This is a genomic window from Paenibacillus sp. FSL R7-0345, assembly GCF_038595055.1.
Lineage (GTDB): Bacteria > Bacillota > Bacilli > Paenibacillales > Paenibacillaceae > Paenibacillus_AQ.
On sequence record NZ_CP152002.1, the window covers coordinates 4,674,923 to 4,690,433 of the forward strand.

Below are 15,511 nucleotides of genomic sequence, written 5' to 3' on the forward strand. Positions count from 1 at the left end.
GAGGACTGGCCCTAAGACGGGAATCACCTACAAGAAATATGCCGAATCCGGCACTTTTTTCACTGGCTACTTTAAATGCACATATGATACTCTAATAAGGTCGCTTTTTTAGGCATACTACACTCTTGGGGACAAGAGCGAAAGGATAGATGGACGTGGCACAGTTGTTTTTCAGATATGGCGCAATGAACAGCGGAAAATCCATAGAGATACTCAAGGTAGCCCATAATTACGAGGAGCAGGGCAAATCGGTGCTCATCTTCACTCCCTCCCTTGATGACCGGGACGAGGTCGGGTACATCTCCTCCCGCATCGGACTGCGCAAGCAGGCCATCCCTATTGATGAAAAAACAGATATTTTCGGCATCGTAAGCAGCAACCTGCCCAAACCCCACTGCGTGCTGATTGACGAATGCCAGTTCCTTACCAAAGACTGCATACTGCAGCTCGTAAGGATTGTGGATGAGCTGAACGTCCCTGTCATGGCCTTCGGTTTGAAGAATGACTTCCAGAACAATCTTTTTGAAGGCAGCAAGTATATGCTGATCTATGCCGATAAAATCGAAGAAATGAAGACCATCTGCTGGTTCTGTGAACGCAAAGCAACCATGGCTCTGCGCGTGGAGAACGGCAAGCCGGTCTATAGCGGCAAGCAGATCCAGATCGGCGGCAATGAGGCTTATTACCCCGTCTGCCGTAAATGTCACAAGAATCCCCCTTTGTAGCAGCAAAAAAAAGCATTCCACTACCGTTCGAATGGCGGCTGGAATGCTTTTTTATTGAGAACCTGTTTAAAATCGTTACTTCTTAATGGCCTTGATTGCCCGTTGTTCATCATCTTTACTTACAAACAGCTCATGTCTGGATGACAGGTTGCCTCCATAATGATTACGGCTGGAAATGACGCGCATCCCTCCGTTAATTTTGGAGCGGTGCCGGATGCCTGCCGCACTAAGGCGGTTCTTGATGACGAAATATTCCCTTTGGTCAAAAGTCGTATAGAGCAGCGTCCGTTCCGGCGGTATGAAGAAATGCAGTAGGCTTCTGGCAATTCCCATCCATGCTCCCTCCCGTCTGTGCTGTTCCAAGATTAAGCCACTACACCTGATTCAGGTACCGCTCCTGCAGAATATTCATGTGATGTCTTTCATGTCCGGTAATCATGCAGGCCTGGGCTCTGACTGTCACGGGAACCGAATAGAAATTACCAGCCCGGGTCCAGACGTCATCCGCCAGGCTCTCCAGCAGCGCCAGTGTGGATTCCCGGACAATCCGGTAATGCAGCACCAGCTGCTTCAGCGTGAAGCGGTCAAAATTTCCGGCGGCAACATAATCCTTCTCTTCATAACCCGGCAGCGGTGCCTGCTCGCCTCTGGCAAAACAGAGCAGCCGGTAAGACATAATGCGGTCATTATCGGTCAGGTGTCCGACCATCTCCTTGATGCTCCACTTCTCCGGCGCGTATCTGTAATTCCCCTGTTCTTCGCTGAGCCCGTCCAGCAGTGCAAAAACCTCCTTGGACTGCTCACGGAGAATTGTGACGATGTCGCCTTCCGGCGGCACTTGAGAGATATAAGCCTCCTGAAATTCCATATACTCGCCTTGCTCTGGACGCTGGTTCATATAAACTGCCCCTCTCACCTAAAATAATGAATTTTTTGTTGATTTGTGTAAATCTCTATTGTTGTATTTTAGTATATTATGTATAATATTTGCAAGAATAAGGAAGAGTCAACTTGTTCACCGGGAGTGTCGGCATGCTGGAATTTGGGCTTTATATGATCTTTTCTGGAATGGAAACATTCGCGATGTTTTTCTTAGCTTTCAGTTTATTTAAAATTGATATCTACCCTATTGAAATGATATTCGCAGGTCTTATCATGGCCTTCTTTTCCTTTGTAATCAGGGTTAATTATCAATGGGTAGAAGCAGATATCATTGTGCAGTACGCTCTAATGTTTTGCTTCTTCTGGATGTTATTTAGAATACATATGTTTTATGCAGCAATATTAACCGGCATGATTTATCAGGCTTATACTTTCGTTCAAATTGTCTTTATTATATTGTTTCAAAAGATAGGTTTCTTTTCAACACATACCTTTTATGGCATTGATGTCAGTGCCTATTTTATGCAGCTATTAACTGCAGCTACTATTATTAGTATAGGGCATTACATATCAAAAAGGCGTAAGGGATTTGATTTTGTTCCAGACAAGCCCAACGGATTAATTAAAGTAAGCAAACGTGAGAAGCTCTTGTTTATCCTGAATCTTCCCACTGCCGCGATTCTGATCTCTATTATGTATCTTTTTAACTCCAGATATTTCTTGGCTGTACCTCTAATATATGCTTTTCTGCTTTCTTGTTATATATATCTATCCTATGCAAAGGACAGATCCGAAGATGAATATACTAAGTCATAAGCTCGCATTAGCAATTAAACAAGCGAACCCTCAAGAAACCAGTTCAGTTGAAGTCATGCAGTATGCCCTGAACATTATTCTGAACAGTCTGCTGATCGTCATTATCTCACTGCTGATCGGCTGGTTTACAGGGAAGCTTCCTGGTACTGCTCTTTCTCTGAGCTGCTTTGCTGTATTAAGATTTTTCAGCGGAGGAAGACATTTAAAAACAGCTGCTGCGTGCAATCTTTTCTCCATCAGCTTATGCTCCCTGCTACCTCATATTTCGTATCTAATCCAGGATCAATTATGGATATATACAGCTTCATCTTTAATTTTAATGCTAATCTTCGCTCCAAATCCTGACGTTAATGCTCAGATTCCGCTTCATTGGTATCGATGGATGAAGCTGGCTTCTGTCATAATGGTCACTTCCAATTTTTTCATTTCTTCGTCTGTCATTGGATTGGCCTTTTTGGCCCAGTCCTTAACAGTAATCACCTTTAAGAACAGGAGGAGTCTACAATGAAGAAAACAATCGCACGCTATGCTTCCAAATCCTTAACTTCATCCGCACGCTTTTTTTCAACAGTATTGAAACCTTGGGCTCACAGCCCAGAAGCACCGCAAGAACTCCGTAAGTAATCCAACAAGGATGGGGAAAACATGCGTGTCTTACATAACGACGGTTCTTCCCTGGACATCAGGGAGGAAGACATATTGTATTTTTCCAGCTATAAAAATGCAATATTCGTCCATACGAAAGAAGGCGAGTTTGTTTTCCCCACTACTCTTTCCGATCTGCTGATTGCTTATAAGGGTAAAGGATTCGAACGCCTTGACCGTAACAACGTCGTTAGCCTTAACAAGGTGAACGCGTACGATGCCGAGCGCAAAATCGTCCACTTCACTGAGGGTGAACAGTTTGCCACTGTATCAGAGTCCAATGAACCCCGTATCAAGCGGTTTCTTGCTGCAGAGGAATCAGCGGATTGAATGAGTTGCTGTATGCTTAACCTTCTTCACCATCCCGGTATCGATTTGGATACCGGGATTTTTGACGATAAAACGGCCAAATATTATGACATAATCACCATGTTCTGTAAAGAGTAATTCGCAGGGTGAATGACAGGAGACGGTTTTCCTTCCAAATGGTACCATTTAAAGTAGTTAGCTATAATTTGGATCATTATACCTATTGATGGAGGAATCTAATGGATCATTATTTTCATCCTTCTCCGCGCCCCTCATCTCTCGAACTACTATCTGACGAGCAGCTACTGAACATCTACGAATTGGCGGTGGAGGCTAAGGCTTCGCCTGATTTTATTGAAATAATCATGAATATTCTGACTGGAAGAGATTTGATCCCTTCTTCAAATCATTTGGATGCATGAGCTCAATAAGAATATCAGGATACTTCTACATATATTGTTGTCACAGTGCATATTTCCCGCAATGCAAAAGCCATCCTCTTCTTTAGAAGGGATGGCTTTTGTGCAGGACCGGCTAATTCCAGTCCCATGTACTGCTATTCAATAACTTCTGTCTTGAACACATTGTCCAATTTGCCGCCAAGTCTTTTCTTCAGCGGTACTTTGATGTCACGGCTCAATTCCTTGAAGAAGGTATCCACATCACAGTTCACATTCTGCGCCATGACAACGACCGTTCCGTCTGCCACGATATTGTTGTTGACTTCATGCGGTACATCAACCTCAATGTCGTACTTCTTGGTCAAAGTCTTCAGGTAACGCGCAAAAATTTCTAGCAGCTCATCGTTGCTGAAATTTTCAACCGCCACTTTTCCCTTTGGAGTAAATTTAACGTTAATTCTCATTCGTGGACTCCCCTTTTCTGTCGAACCATTTTTTGTTAGCTTATGGATCAGGATGAATAGATGGCTGCAAGAAAGGGCAACATTATTCATTTTGATAACTGGCGCGTTGAATACTCTGTAAGAATATCTTTCACAACTTTTTTTAATACCATACAGCCCCGTCTGAATTCAACTGCAATGATGACGCCCATGAGGAACACATCTACTACTATCATAACACAAAAATAAAACACTCCTCCATTGGATTTTCATTTCCAATAAAGGAGCGGCGGAAAAAGAGGCAGAATTAGCCTATTTTATTGTTTCTTAGTACCACAAAAGCAAATTTGAATAAATGGGCATATAGCCGTTTGTTGAAGAACAGCAGGCTGATGCTCATTTTATTTTTGAAGCCGAGGGTGTTGTCCTGGAAGAACGGATTGATATTGTTTTTGAGAAAACCAATGAATTCCTCGCAGCGCTCATCATTTACCTTCATGCCTTTTTTAATGTAATAATTGTAGTAATTAAAGCCGTACTCCACTACATCATCCAGATACTGCTTGGATATATCATGATAAGCGGTATTTTTCCCTTCAGACTTGAGATCGTTATACCGGTCAATTACAGCCAGATAGTAGTTATAGAAGCTGTTATCATCCCATACCTGCGTAATACTGCCGCCTCTTTGCAGATAATAATACTTCGGGTCCCAGACGCGGACGGACTTATTGGCGTGTTTGAACAGGAAGTACATGGCCCACAGATCCTCATAAATTTTACCGACCGGGAAGCGGAGACTTTCAAACAGCTCTCTTTTGAACAGCTTGTTCCATAAATAGCTTTGAATTTCAACATCCTCGACGATTTTTTGCACACCTTCCACATTGCTGTAAATAATTTCGCCTTCAAAATATTCGTACAGCGGTTCGGTTGAATCATCTGTCACAACATAATGACCACAGATAGAAATATCAGCGTCATGCTTTTCACTTAAGTTGTACAAGAGCTCAAACATGTCGTGGGCCAGCCAGTCGTCACTATCTGCGAACCCGATATATTTGCCTCTGGCAATATCAAGACCGCAGTTTCTGGCTTCCGAGACACCGCCGTTCTTTTTGTGAATGACACGCACCCTGCTATCCTGACTTGCATAATGGTCACAGATCTGAGGGGATTTGTCCGGAGAGCCGTCGTTAATCAAAATCAACTCAAAGTCCGTAAAGGTCTGCGCCAGTATCGACTCGATACACTTTGGCAAATAGTCAGCTACATTATACACCGGAACAATAATACTGATTTGCGGTTCCATTCTTATACCCCCATATTCCTTTAGTATTGCCGTCCTGCTTTGCGTATTTTGAATTTGGCGAGGAGCGGACTAAGCATTTCCTGCAGCATGTCGGTATCCGATCTGCTCGACCAGAGACCTGCTATAAAAAACAGCGGGACCAGCGTAACCGATAATACGGCAGCGTCTAAAATGAACATTACGTATGAATGCGGAGTAACCATAAAATCAAATTGTTTTGTCACGGCAATGATAATAACGGCAACGAGCAGATTAATAATCCACTTTTTGTAGGTGATCCAGGAATTTCTCTTCAATAATTTGCTGTTAGTGTACCATATTATATCAATTAGCCGGTAAGTTAAAGCGACCATGGTCCCAAACAGCACTCCGTAGGCGCCAAAAGGAAATACCAGTATCAAGGAGAGAACAAAGTTAATAGTTGTCTCCAGAATCGATCTCCACTGCGTTTTGCGGAAATGGCCGACGATATCAATCACCAGGTCAGAAGATAACCGGGCATTAAACAGCAGCTTCACCGCTGCAAACAACAAAGGCAGGAGCGTATCAATATAATTGGTATCTTCGATTCCTGAAGTGTACAGCCTCATAAAAGGCAGGATTAAGATCGTAGTAATGGTCAGCAGGGCAAACACCAGCGAGATGTAGGATGATTCAAAGAGATTGAACATCTTGACGAACTTCGGAAAATTATTATTGTATTTTTGGCCTAAGGCGAATTTGAAGCTGTCACGAATGGTAAAGGTTACTCTCTCCACCACACCAAAGATCATATTGTACATCATATATACACTTACAACCTTCAGGTTTGTGAACAGGGTGAGCAGGACAACATCTGTATTCTTAAATACCAGATAAGACAGCTCGTGGATCAGAACGGAATTTTTTTGGCTGATGGCCTGATAATCCGGTGTAGTTTTAAAGTTGATCCATTTGTAGTGCTTTTTCATGTAAATCTGGTACACAATAATCTGAACAATGGTGATTACAAAATAAACGGCCTGAACGACAATAATATCAAAGCCATTCAGCATTAAAACGATACGGATGACGTTGTTGACAATCGTGGACAGCGCGGTTACGGAAGCCTCAATGTAGTTCTTGCCCTCAGCAAGCAGCAGAACTCTGAATTTTCCCTGAAAATAATAATTCACCGCTCCGCCCAGCCCGCTCAATAATACAATAGCCATAACTGTGAAATTGCTGAAGCCTGAGCTGACAACAAGGGGATATCCGATCGAGATCAGGATGACCGCGATAAAATAGTACCAGCCTGTTTTGCGGTAATAAGACGAGGTTGCTGTGAGAATTTCGTTGATTTTGGACTGATCGTTATTTCCGATATGCTTGTATAGAGCCTGTATGGAGGCGGCCCCTACACCTGCTTCCAGCAAAGATAGGTATGTAATAACCTGTACAACAGACGTGATCAGGCCATTAGCCTCCGAGCCATAGGTAAGGATGATTAACCGCGGGATATAGAACCCCAGTCCGATCACAATTAATTGGCTTAGAACACCGACCAATACATTTAATATGCTTTTTTTGGCCATCCGACTCTTTCCCCTTCACACTAATGTGATTGCTACAATGTATTGGTGTTCTTTTGAAACTTGCTGAACCTTTCATTTTTTACAATGATTATACACGTGTGATTCAACTTTTCTTGTCGAAAAATGTAATAGCCTTAAATTTAGATGCGCAAACGTTAAACCCATATGTATTTGCCCGGCTTGTATGCCTTGTATGTAGGGTAAACTGTTAAAAATACGCCGCTCCCCCTTGTTCATCTCATAATTAGCTGCTTTGTAATTAACCACTTTACGGCGGGGTAGAATCACTAGCCTGTGTCAGCATACCAAATTATTCTGAAATGAATTGCTGTTAGCTGAAAACAGTGTTATTCTAACAACTTGATGCTACTTTAAAAATCTTTAACAATTGTCAATATTCCAGTTATAAAGAAAGGTACCACTATGATAAAAGTTGATAACTTATCCTTCTCGTTTCCGCAAAAAGAGCTATACAACAACATTACCTTTACGCTCGAAGAGGGGCAGCATTGCGCATTTATCGGGACAAGCGGCAGCGGGAAAAGCACACTGATCGATATCCTGATCGATCCGGAGAAATATTTGTATGATGGCCGGTTAGAGATCGATCCAACCTGCACAATCGGGTATGTAAGCCAGTTCTCACAACTGGACAAAGCGGAGGAAACAACCGTTTTTGAATATATAGGGGCAGCCTTTATTAAGATTCAAAATGAAATTAACGCTATTCTTACTGAAATGGAGACTTCCGCCGACATCGAGCCGTTGCTGGAACAATATCAGCTTGCCTTGGACGCGTTCGCATCCATTAACGGGGATGATTTTGAAAGTAATATTAATAAGAAGCTAAATCTGGCCAACCTCATGAAGCTGAAGGACCTCAAAGTATCCGAGCTGAGCGGCGGGGAATTCAAGCTTATCCAAGTCATGAAGGAAATGCTGAACAGTCCGGATCTGCTGATTATGGACGAGCCGGATGTATTTTTGGATTTTGAGAATCTAAATGCGCTTAAGAACCTTATCAATTCCCACAAAGGCATCCTGCTGGTCGTTACGCATAACCGCTACCTGCTGAATCATTGCTTCAACAAAATCATTCACCTCGAAAACACGGAAATTCAGGAGTTTGACGGTCGGTACATTGATTATAATTTCTCCTTGCTTCAGACTAAAATCGAGGCTCAAGAGCTCGCTATCGCTGAAGAGGAAGAAATGAAGAGAAACGATACGATCATCGACAATCTTAGAGCGATCGCCACTTATAATTCAGAAGCCTCCAGAGGGAGAGCCTTAAAAGCCAGAGTGAGATTCCAGGAAAGACTTGAAGCGCGCAGAATTAAAGCTCCTTTCGTCGATATTAAGCAGCCGAAGATCTCTTTCGGTATGGAACACGAGATTGAAGAAGACACCGTTGTTATAGAGGTTAAGGACTACGGTATTTCCTTTGATGAACTGCTTTTAGAAAATGTCAGCTTCGAAATCAAATCTAAGGATAAAGTAGCCATCATCGGTCCAAACGGTACAGGAAAAACGACCTTACTCCGGGAGATTGTTAATAATCATCACGAATCCATTGAAATAAACCCTGATGTTAAAGTGGCATACTTATCCCAGCTTCAAGGCGAAGTCCTCAACGATTCGAATACAATGCTGGAAGAATTCATCGAGGCCGGGTTCAACACTTATGATGAGATAAGATCGTATCTCTCAAACTATGGCTTTACTGGTGAAATCCTTACTCAAAAGATAGCAGCTCTATCCGGCGGAGAAAAAAACATGCTGCAATTAGCCAAGGTTTCAGCCAGCAAAGCCCACGTCCTGCTGCTGGATGAGCCGACAAGCCATTTGGACACCTATACCCAAATCGCGCTGGAGAAAGCAATTCAGGAGTATAAGGGTGCCATTCTCATGATTTCTCATGACTTCTATTCTGTCGTAAACGGAATGGATTATGTCTTGATCATTGAGGATAAGACGGTCAGAAAAATGAGCATGCGCAAATTCAGAAAGATGATTTATGCCAGCCATTTTGATAAGGACTATCTGGAAATGGAACAAAACAAAAAAGCGGTTGAAATGAAAATCGAACTGGCCCTGAAAGAAAAGAATTTTGAATTGGCTAAAGTATTGGCGGAAGAGCTCGAAGGGCTGATTAAGCTGCTGTAGAGGGGTTTAATTAGCGAAATAAACAGACACTGATGAGATCTCAGTGTCTGTTTGCTGTTAACCTGCAAAAAACAAAACCCAATAGATCATAAAGATCTATCGGGCGGATGGGAAATGTATATGGGTTTAGACACAGATTTATCGTTTTTAGTGTACTGGATGGATGCCACTTCCAATCCCCTTTATTCATTCTACGTATCCTGATCCTTACCCCTTCAAGACACCTTATGCTCAATCCGCAGCTTGTCGGCTACCATGGCAATGAATTCGGAATTGGTCGGCTTGGATTTGGAGATATTAATCGTATAGCCGAATAAGTGGGAGATGCTGTCGATGTTACCACGGGTCCAGGCCACTTCAATCGCATGGCGGATAGCGCGTTCTACACGGGATGGTGTAGTTTTGAACTTTTCCGCGATTGCCGGGTAGAGCGTTTTGGTAATAGCGCCGAGAATTTCAATATTGTTGTACACCATGGTGATCGCTTCACGCAGATACTGGTAGCCTTTAATATGTGCTGGCACACCGATCTCATGAATAATGGAGGTGATATTCGCATCCAGGTTCTTGCCTTTGGAGAGCGGAACCACGTTGCCGGATGAAGACGTTGAAGAACGGGAGCCGGCAAAGTTAGACATGCTCGGGGAGCTGCTCATGCTGCCCTGCGTACCGACGAGCTGACGTACACGGTTGGCCAGTACCTCCATATCGAACGGCTTAAGAATATAATAAGACGCGCCTAGCTGCACAGCTCTTTGAGTGATGTTCTCCTGACCGAATGCAGTCAGCATAATGATCTTAGGCTGCGGATTCAGATCCATATCACGCAGGCGTTCCAGAACGCCAAGTCCGTCCAAATGCGGCATGATAATATCAAGGATCAGCACATCCGGAATTTTTCTTGCCCCGCTAAGCATCTGAAGCACTTCTTCACCATTATAAGCGATGCCTGTTACGGTCATGTCTTCCTGTTCCGTGATGTACTCAGCAAGCAAGTTTGTGAACTCCCTATTATCATCGGCCAACAACACTTCAATATTCTGCACTGGCTGCTTCCTCCTTATTCATGTCTGCTTTTCTTAATCACATTTTATCGCACTCCTTAGGTTTTCGACATGCTGATCAAATATCCTTCTGTCGAAAATTATTTTTCTTTATTTTTTTTGAGTGTTGAATTATAATTAAATATTTTATTTCATCTTTCGATTTATATCGCTGCGCTTCGACAAAAAAATCTTAAGGCTATACCGCCTTAAGATTATATGGGGAAAGTTCAGTTTGTCCGGTGACCCCGGAGTCCTTTAACATCCACTCGATAAAACAGCCGTAACCTGACTTGGGATCGTTAACGAAGACATGGGTTACCGCGCCGATCAGACGGCCGTTCTGGACAATCGGACTGCCGCTCATGCCCTGGACAATACCGCCGGTCTTATCGATCAGTCGAGGGTCAGTAATGCGCAGCACAAGCCCTTTGGTGGCCGGAGTCTGCTGGTGGGCGACATGGATAATCTCCACATTGAACCGCTCCACCTGCTGGCCGTCAACCACAGTGAGAATCTGCGCCGGCCCTTCTTTTACTTCACTGCTCTTGGCAATTGGAATCGGCTGCTTGTACAGGCTGTGCTCAGGGTTTTTGGTCATTTTACCGAAGATACCGAAGTCCGTATTGCTCTGCACATTACCCAGCACCTGGCTTTCCTTGAGAAAAACAGCCCGTTTCTCCCCGGGATCGCCATCCTGGCTCTTGGAGATTGAGGTTACAGTGGACTGCACAATATGCCCGCTGCCGACCACAATCGGAGTTCCGGTGTTCATGTCCGTAATGACATGGCCCAGAGCGCCATACACTCCCTGCTCCGGAGCATAGAAGGTTAAGGTGCCTACACCAGCCGCAGAATCGCGGATGTACAGCCCCAGTCTCCATACCTTGTCATTACGGTCATAAGCGGGCTTCAGCTTGGCTGTATGCTCCTTGCCGCCGCGTTTGTACACGATGTTAAGGGTTTCGCCTGACTTCCCTGCCCGCTCGACCAGCTTCGCAACCTTGGATACCTCATTAAGCTTCACACCGTCAATGGAGACCATTAGATCACCGGGTATCAGCCCGCTGTTCTCTCCGGGGGAAAGCTTGGACTGCTCAGAAACTTCAATTAGATGATGGCCTACAACAAGAACACCTGCCGACTTTACTTTCACGCCGATCGTCTGGCCTCCCGGAATAACCATGAGCTCCTGATCTGCCGCTTGCACTGCCGGTTTGGCCGGCTGAGGATCAAGCGGGGCGGCATAACTCTGATGAGATCCTGCTATGCCTGTTAAGCTGAGAAAGAAGGTGAATAAAAGGCCGGGCATTAACTTCCTGAGGTTCGGCTTCAATGGCTGTCACGCTCCCTTTTGCTTCTTTCGCTTGACGAAAAAGGTGGTCGCCAATTGCGTACCTATAAGATAACCTTGCCCCCGGGCTTTTATTACTGTCAATCATTGTTCCGCCTAGCTTATGGCTGCTTTGCTGGCCTCGGCCAGACTGAGCATTTCCTGGGCGTGATGCAATGTTTTTTCGGTGATTTCGACACCGCCCAGCATCCGGGCAAGCTCCATCACACGTCCGTCTTCGTTCAGGGAATCGACTTCCGTCATCGTCCGGCCTTCCTCGACCTTTTTGGCGATCAGGTACTGATGATCGGCCATGCAGGCCACCTGCGGCAGATGCGTAATCGAGAACACCTGGCATATGGATGACAGCTTGTACAGCTTATCCGCGATGGCCTGGGCTGCGCGTCCGCTGACCCCTGTATCCACTTCATCGAAGACCAGAACCGGAATAGCATCCGTACGGGCAAAAATACTCTTCATCGCCAGCATAATCCGCGACAGCTCACCGCCGGAGGCGATTTTGCCGAGCGGCCGCAGCGGCTCTCCCGGGTTCGGCGAGATCATAAATTCCGCACTGTCGATACCCTGGCGGGTCAGCCGGTAACGGCGCTCCTGGTACTCGACACCACGCGGATCTTCCATAATATCGAGCTTAACCTGCAGGGAGGTCCGTCCCATCTGCAGATCTTTAAGCTCACCTTCGACCTGGGTTGCCAGGTCAGCTGCACATTGTCTGCGCGCTTCACTGAGTACCTGTGCCGCTTCCATTAATGTAGTGAGCAGGCCGTTGCGCTTGAAGCTCAGCTTCTCGATGTATTCATCCTTATTCTCCAGCAGGTCCGTCTCCCGGTGTATCTGATCATAATACGCCAGAATCTGCTCCACACTGTCTCCATATTTGCGGCGGAGGCCGTTGATCAGATCGAGACGGTTCTCAATTTCCTCCAGTCGCGCCGGATTAAACTCGATGTCCTCCCGGTAATCCCGCAGCTGAAAGGCGGCATCCTCCAGCTGGTAATAAGACGACTGCAGCTGTTCCAGTACAGCCCGCAGCCCCTTCTCGTCATAACGTACCGCATCCTCCAGCTGTGAAATGACTTTGTTAATGGATCCCAGCCCCTGTTTGTCATACAGCAGGTCATATGCACCGGATACCGAATCCATCATTTTCTCGCTGTGGGATAGTTTGACCCGTTCTTCGGCAAGTAATTCATCTTCTCCCGGTTTTAACCCTGCCGAAGAAATTTCCTCTAGCTGAAAACGGTACAAATCCAGCATTTGATAAGCCTTCTGGCTGGATTCCTGAAGTTCCCGCAGCTCCTTCTCGACCTTGGCAAAAGCGGTATACTTCTCCTGATAATCCGCCTTCAGCGGACCGATTACCGCTTCCCCGTAAGTATCGAGCAGCCCCAGATGACGCTCTGCCTTCAGCAGGTTCTGGTGCTCATGCTGTCCATGAATATTAACCAGCTGTTCCCCGATTTCCCGCAGCATGCTGAGGTTGACCATCTGGCCGTTGACCCGCGAAATGCTTTTGCCGTTTGAAGTGATCTCGCGGCGGATGACCAGATGCTCCTCCCGCTGGGCATCAATGCCCAGGCGCTCCAGCGTCTCCCATACCGGATGGCCGGCTGGAAGGCTGAACAGCGCTTCCATTTCCGCCTTGTCACAGCCGTAGCGGATGGAGTCTGCAGAGCCCCGCCCGCCGGCTACAAGGGCAAGCGCATCAATGATTATGGATTTCCCGGCGCCCGTTTCCCCGGTAAGCACATGAAATCCGGGATAAAAATGCACATCCACCGCTTCAACAACGGCCAGATTGCGGATCGATAACGTTTCTAACACAATAACTGCACCTCCGAAAAGATGATTCCCATGAATGGAATTATGCTGCCTCTATTCCGTTCAGGAAATATATCCCATAATCTGTGAAATAACATCCTTGCTGTCCTCCGGCAGGCGGCAAATGAGCAGAATCGTATCGTCACCGGATATCGTACCCATAATTTGCGGCCAGTCAATATTGTCAATCAGTGCTGCCACCGAATTGGCAGTTCCCGGAAGACATTTCATGACCACAAGGTTGCCCGAGGAATCGATATGGACAAAGTTATCCACCAGCACTCTTTTGAGCTTCTGAGTCGGATTATAACGCTGGTCCGTCGGCAGAGAATATTTATATCTCCCGTCATCCATCGGCACCTTAATGAGCAGCAGCTCCTTGATATCACGCGACACGGTCGCCTGAGTCACCTGAAACCCTGCTTCACGCAGCTCCTCCACCAGTTCATCCTGGGTTTCGATTTCTTTGTGTGTAATAATTTCACGAATCTTGATATGCCTGTGTCCCTTCATTGTTGCCTCCTGTATTGTAAAAATGAATATTAAGCGGACTCGCCGTCATCCCTGCCAAAAGAAATCACATGGATAGCGGACGATGCCGTGTTGACATACAGCACCCCGCTGCAGTCAGGATAAATCAGCAGATAGGGCAGAAGTGCATCCCGGAGTGCGCTCCCTGTAAACTCCAGCTCCTTGCGGGGCCTGGACAGAATGACCAGATAATAGGAGCCGTCCTCTTTACCGGCTACATAATCAATAAACAGCCGGCTGTACATAGGGGCACCGTCTACATTAAAAGATAACGGGATTTTGAGCTTGCCGCCAATCACCTCATATCCTGCTGCCTCCAGCCACTCAATGGAAGGGTGGGGAGCAATATCATTGTTGATCGGCACCCGGTCCTTTAAAAAGGAGCTCGGTGAGCTCTGCAGCCAAAGATAAATCCGGTATACCAGAAATATCGCAACTGCCAGTCCAATAAGCGCCACAACGGCTTTGTCAGAGCTTGCCACGCAAATCACCTCGGTGATTTATTCGCCCAGCCTGCCGGGAACTCCTGCTTCACGTCACCGCTTACTGTTCTTTAGTCTTGGGTAAAAAATGACTTTTCAAGCAAAAGAAACTCATCGTTTCTTCGATGAGTTTCCGTTAGCGGCCGTAAAGGTCGCTGCAGCTTCTTTGATGACGGTATCAGCCAGCAGCGCGAAGCTGTCACCGGAATAGCGCGGAGCCGGATGCGCTTCAGCCCCGCCCGCTTCCTCCTCCAGCTTCCAGTGCGCCAGGAATTCAATATTCCCTTCGCCGCCGGTAATCGGCGAGAAGGTCAGGTTCTCAAGCCGGTACCCGAGCTCTTCCGCCATAGTCAGTACTTTGACCAGTACTTCCTTATGTACTGCCGGATCGCGCACAACGCCGGATTTACCGACCTTTTCGCGGCCGGCCTCGAACTGCGGCTTAATGAGTGCAGCAATATCCGCCGGACGGTTCAGCAGCGCTTTGAGCGGGGGAAGGATGATTTTGAGTGAAATAAAGGAAACATCAATGCTCGCAAAATCAGGCACCGGACCCAGCAGATCCTGAGGTGTCATGTAACGGAAATTCGTCCGCTCCATTACGCTTACCCGCTCATCGTTGCGCAGGCTCCAGTCCAGCTGGTTATAGCCGACGTCAATGGCATAGACATGACTTGCCCCGTGCTGCAGGGCACAGTCGGTAAAGCCCCCGGTGGAGGAGCCGATATCCAGCATGACGCGTCCGGTCAGGCCGATTTCGAATTTGCGCAGTGCCTTCTCCAGCTTGAGGCCGCCGCGGCTGACATAAGGATGCACAGCTCCTTTGACCTTCAGAACAGAGCTGCGGAGCACCTTCATCCCCGCTTTCTCGATCCGCTCCTCATCTGCGAGCACCAAGCCGGCCATAATGGCTGCCTTGGCCTTCTCACGGCTCTCATAAAAGCCCTGTTCCACCAGTAATACATCAATCCGTTCTTTAGGGTGTTCCATGTTCATCTCCTGATCATTCTTGAGTCAACCGCTCACTG

At 46.3% G+C, this 15,511-nt stretch carries 18 protein-coding genes; 7 read left to right on the plus strand and 11 right to left on the minus strand.

Features of this window, described 5'->3' with window-relative positions:
• Nucleotides 1-155: 155 nt before the first annotated feature.
• Entirely contained in the window at nt 156-725 is a 570-nt protein-coding gene (locus tag NST84_RS20235) for a thymidine kinase (RefSeq protein WP_342561953.1), read from the plus strand.
• Between the two features lie 75 nt (nt 726-800).
• Here the strand turns inward: NST84_RS20235 and NST84_RS20240 are convergent, their stop codons facing one another.
• On the minus strand, nt 801-1,058 hold the full coding sequence (locus NST84_RS20240) for a hypothetical protein (RefSeq protein ID WP_342561954.1): 258 nt from the start codon (nt 1,056-1,058) through the stop codon (nt 801-803).
• Between the two features lie 40 nt (nt 1,059-1,098).
• A complete protein-coding gene (locus NST84_RS20245) occupies nt 1,099-1,623 on the minus strand; it encodes a DinB family protein (protein ID WP_342561955.1) in 525 nt (174 codons plus the stop codon).
• A gap of 134 nt (nt 1,624-1,757) precedes the next feature.
• Between NST84_RS20245 and NST84_RS20250 the strand changes: the two genes are divergently transcribed.
• The 5 genes from NST84_RS20250 (at nt 1,758) to sda (ending at nt 3,799) form a co-directional block, all read left to right on the plus strand.
• On the plus strand, nt 1,758-2,423 hold the full coding sequence (locus NST84_RS20250) for a hypothetical protein (RefSeq protein ID WP_342561956.1): 666 nt from the start codon (nt 1,758-1,760) through the stop codon (nt 2,421-2,423).
• Nucleotides 2,404-2,931 (plus strand): accessory gene regulator B family protein, encoded by a 528-nt coding sequence (locus NST84_RS20255; RefSeq protein ID WP_342561957.1) that lies wholly within the window; start codon nt 2,404-2,406, stop codon nt 2,929-2,931. Before NST84_RS20250 ends, NST84_RS20255 begins: the two co-directional genes overlap by 20 nt.
• The gene (locus NST84_RS20260) at nt 2,928-3,047 is read left to right on the plus strand and encodes a cyclic lactone autoinducer peptide (protein ID WP_342561958.1); all 120 of its coding nucleotides are present in this window, start codon (nt 2,928-2,930) and stop codon (nt 3,045-3,047) included. Before NST84_RS20255 ends, NST84_RS20260 begins: the two co-directional genes overlap by 4 nt.
• 21 nt (nt 3,048-3,068) lie before the next feature.
• Nucleotides 3,069-3,398, plus strand: a complete 330-nt coding sequence (locus NST84_RS20265; protein ID WP_342561959.1) for a LytTR family DNA-binding domain-containing protein — start codon at nt 3,069-3,071, stop codon at nt 3,396-3,398.
• A 218-nt stretch (nt 3,399-3,616) separates the two neighbouring features.
• Complete coding sequence (gene sda, locus NST84_RS20270; RefSeq protein ID WP_342561960.1) at nt 3,617-3,799, plus strand: sporulation histidine kinase inhibitor Sda; 183 nt, start codon at nt 3,617-3,619, stop codon at nt 3,797-3,799.
• Nucleotides 3,800-3,933: 134 nt separating this feature from the next.
• Here the strand turns inward: sda and NST84_RS20275 are convergent, their stop codons facing one another.
• From NST84_RS20275 to NST84_RS20285, 3 genes are all read right to left on the minus strand, one after another.
• On the minus strand, nt 3,934-4,242 hold the full coding sequence (locus NST84_RS20275) for a hypothetical protein (RefSeq protein WP_342561961.1): 309 nt from the start codon (nt 4,240-4,242) through the stop codon (nt 3,934-3,936).
• Between the two features lie 286 nt (nt 4,243-4,528).
• On the minus strand, nt 4,529-5,533 hold the full coding sequence (locus tag NST84_RS20280) for a glycosyltransferase (protein ID WP_342561962.1): 1,005 nt from the start codon (nt 5,531-5,533) through the stop codon (nt 4,529-4,531).
• Nucleotides 5,534-5,553: 20 nt separating this feature from the next.
• On the minus strand, nt 5,554-7,086 hold the full coding sequence (locus NST84_RS20285) for a sugar isomerase (RefSeq protein ID WP_342561963.1): 1,533 nt from the start codon (nt 7,084-7,086) through the stop codon (nt 5,554-5,556).
• Nucleotides 7,087-7,509: 423 nt separating this feature from the next.
• Between NST84_RS20285 and NST84_RS20290 the strand changes: the two genes are divergently transcribed.
• On the plus strand, nt 7,510-9,252 hold the full coding sequence (locus NST84_RS20290) for an ABC-F family ATP-binding cassette domain-containing protein (protein WP_342561964.1): 1,743 nt from the start codon (nt 7,510-7,512) through the stop codon (nt 9,250-9,252).
• Between the two features lie 215 nt (nt 9,253-9,467).
• Here NST84_RS20290 and spo0A read toward each other — a convergent pair whose 3' ends face one another.
• The 6 genes from spo0A to NST84_RS20320 form a co-directional block, all read right to left on the minus strand.
• The gene (gene spo0A, locus NST84_RS20295) at nt 9,468-10,298 is read right to left on the minus strand and encodes a sporulation transcription factor Spo0A (protein WP_342561965.1); all 831 of its coding nucleotides are present in this window, start codon (nt 10,296-10,298) and stop codon (nt 9,468-9,470) included.
• 196 nt (nt 10,299-10,494) lie between these two features.
• The gene (gene spoIVB, locus NST84_RS20300; protein WP_342561966.1) at nt 10,495-11,607 is read right to left on the minus strand and encodes a SpoIVB peptidase; all 1,113 of its coding nucleotides are present in this window, start codon (nt 11,605-11,607) and stop codon (nt 10,495-10,497) included.
• Between the two features lie 138 nt (nt 11,608-11,745).
• Nucleotides 11,746-13,473: a DNA repair protein RecN gene (gene recN / locus NST84_RS20305; protein ID WP_342561967.1), complete on the minus strand. Its 1,728-nt coding sequence runs from the start codon at nt 13,471-13,473 to the stop codon at nt 11,746-11,748.
• A gap of 60 nt (nt 13,474-13,533) precedes the next feature.
• Complete coding sequence (gene argR / locus NST84_RS20310; RefSeq protein WP_342561968.1) at nt 13,534-13,983, minus strand: transcriptional regulator ArgR; 450 nt, start codon at nt 13,981-13,983, stop codon at nt 13,534-13,536.
• A gap of 29 nt (nt 13,984-14,012) precedes the next feature.
• A complete protein-coding gene (locus tag NST84_RS20315) occupies nt 14,013-14,483 on the minus strand; it encodes a hypothetical protein (RefSeq protein WP_342561969.1) in 471 nt (156 codons plus the stop codon).
• A gap of 111 nt (nt 14,484-14,594) precedes the next feature.
• Nucleotides 14,595-15,473: a TlyA family RNA methyltransferase gene (locus NST84_RS20320; RefSeq protein WP_342561970.1), complete on the minus strand. Its 879-nt coding sequence runs from the start codon at nt 15,471-15,473 to the stop codon at nt 14,595-14,597.
• Nucleotides 15,474-15,511 lie beyond the last annotated feature (38 nt).

What these genes read in the sequence shown, in the direction of transcription:
- NST84_RS20240 (WP_342561954.1), bottom strand. Translation starts at nt 1,058, where the DNA reads ATGGGAATTGCCAGAAGCCTACTGCATTTCTTCATACCGCCGGAACGG.
- NST84_RS20280 (WP_342561962.1), bottom strand. Translation starts at nt 5,533, where the DNA reads ATGGAACCGCAAATCAGTATTATTGTTCCGGTGTATAATGTAGCTGAC.
- NST84_RS20245 (WP_342561955.1), bottom strand. Translation starts at nt 1,623, where the DNA reads ATGAACCAGCGTCCAGAGCAAGGCGAGTATATGGAATTTCAGGAGGCT.
- NST84_RS20265 (WP_342561959.1), top strand. Translation starts at nt 3,069, where the DNA reads ATGCGTGTCTTACATAACGACGGTTCTTCCCTGGACATCAGGGAGGAA.
- spoIVB (WP_342561966.1), bottom strand. Translation starts at nt 11,607, where the DNA reads ATGCCCGGCCTTTTATTCACCTTCTTTCTCAGCTTAACAGGCATAGCA.
- NST84_RS20260 (WP_342561958.1), top strand. Translation starts at nt 2,928, where the DNA reads ATGAAGAAAACAATCGCACGCTATGCTTCCAAATCCTTAACTTCATCC.
- argR (WP_342561968.1), bottom strand. Translation starts at nt 13,983, where the DNA reads ATGAAGGGACACAGGCATATCAAGATTCGTGAAATTATTACACACAAA.
- NST84_RS20320 (WP_342561970.1), bottom strand. Translation starts at nt 15,473, where the DNA reads ATGGAACACCCTAAAGAACGGATTGATGTATTACTGGTGGAACAGGGC.
- NST84_RS20285 (WP_342561963.1), bottom strand. Translation starts at nt 7,086, where the DNA reads ATGGCCAAAAAAAGCATATTAAATGTATTGGTCGGTGTTCTAAGCCAA.
- NST84_RS20250 (WP_342561956.1), top strand. Translation starts at nt 1,758, where the DNA reads ATGCTGGAATTTGGGCTTTATATGATCTTTTCTGGAATGGAAACATTC.
- sda (WP_342561960.1), top strand. Translation starts at nt 3,617, where the DNA reads ATGGATCATTATTTTCATCCTTCTCCGCGCCCCTCATCTCTCGAACTA.
- NST84_RS20290 (WP_342561964.1), top strand. Translation starts at nt 7,510, where the DNA reads ATGATAAAAGTTGATAACTTATCCTTCTCGTTTCCGCAAAAAGAGCTA.
- NST84_RS20255 (WP_342561957.1), top strand. Translation starts at nt 2,404, where the DNA reads ATGAATATACTAAGTCATAAGCTCGCATTAGCAATTAAACAAGCGAAC.
- NST84_RS20275 (WP_342561961.1), bottom strand. Translation starts at nt 4,242, where the DNA reads ATGAGAATTAACGTTAAATTTACTCCAAAGGGAAAAGTGGCGGTTGAA.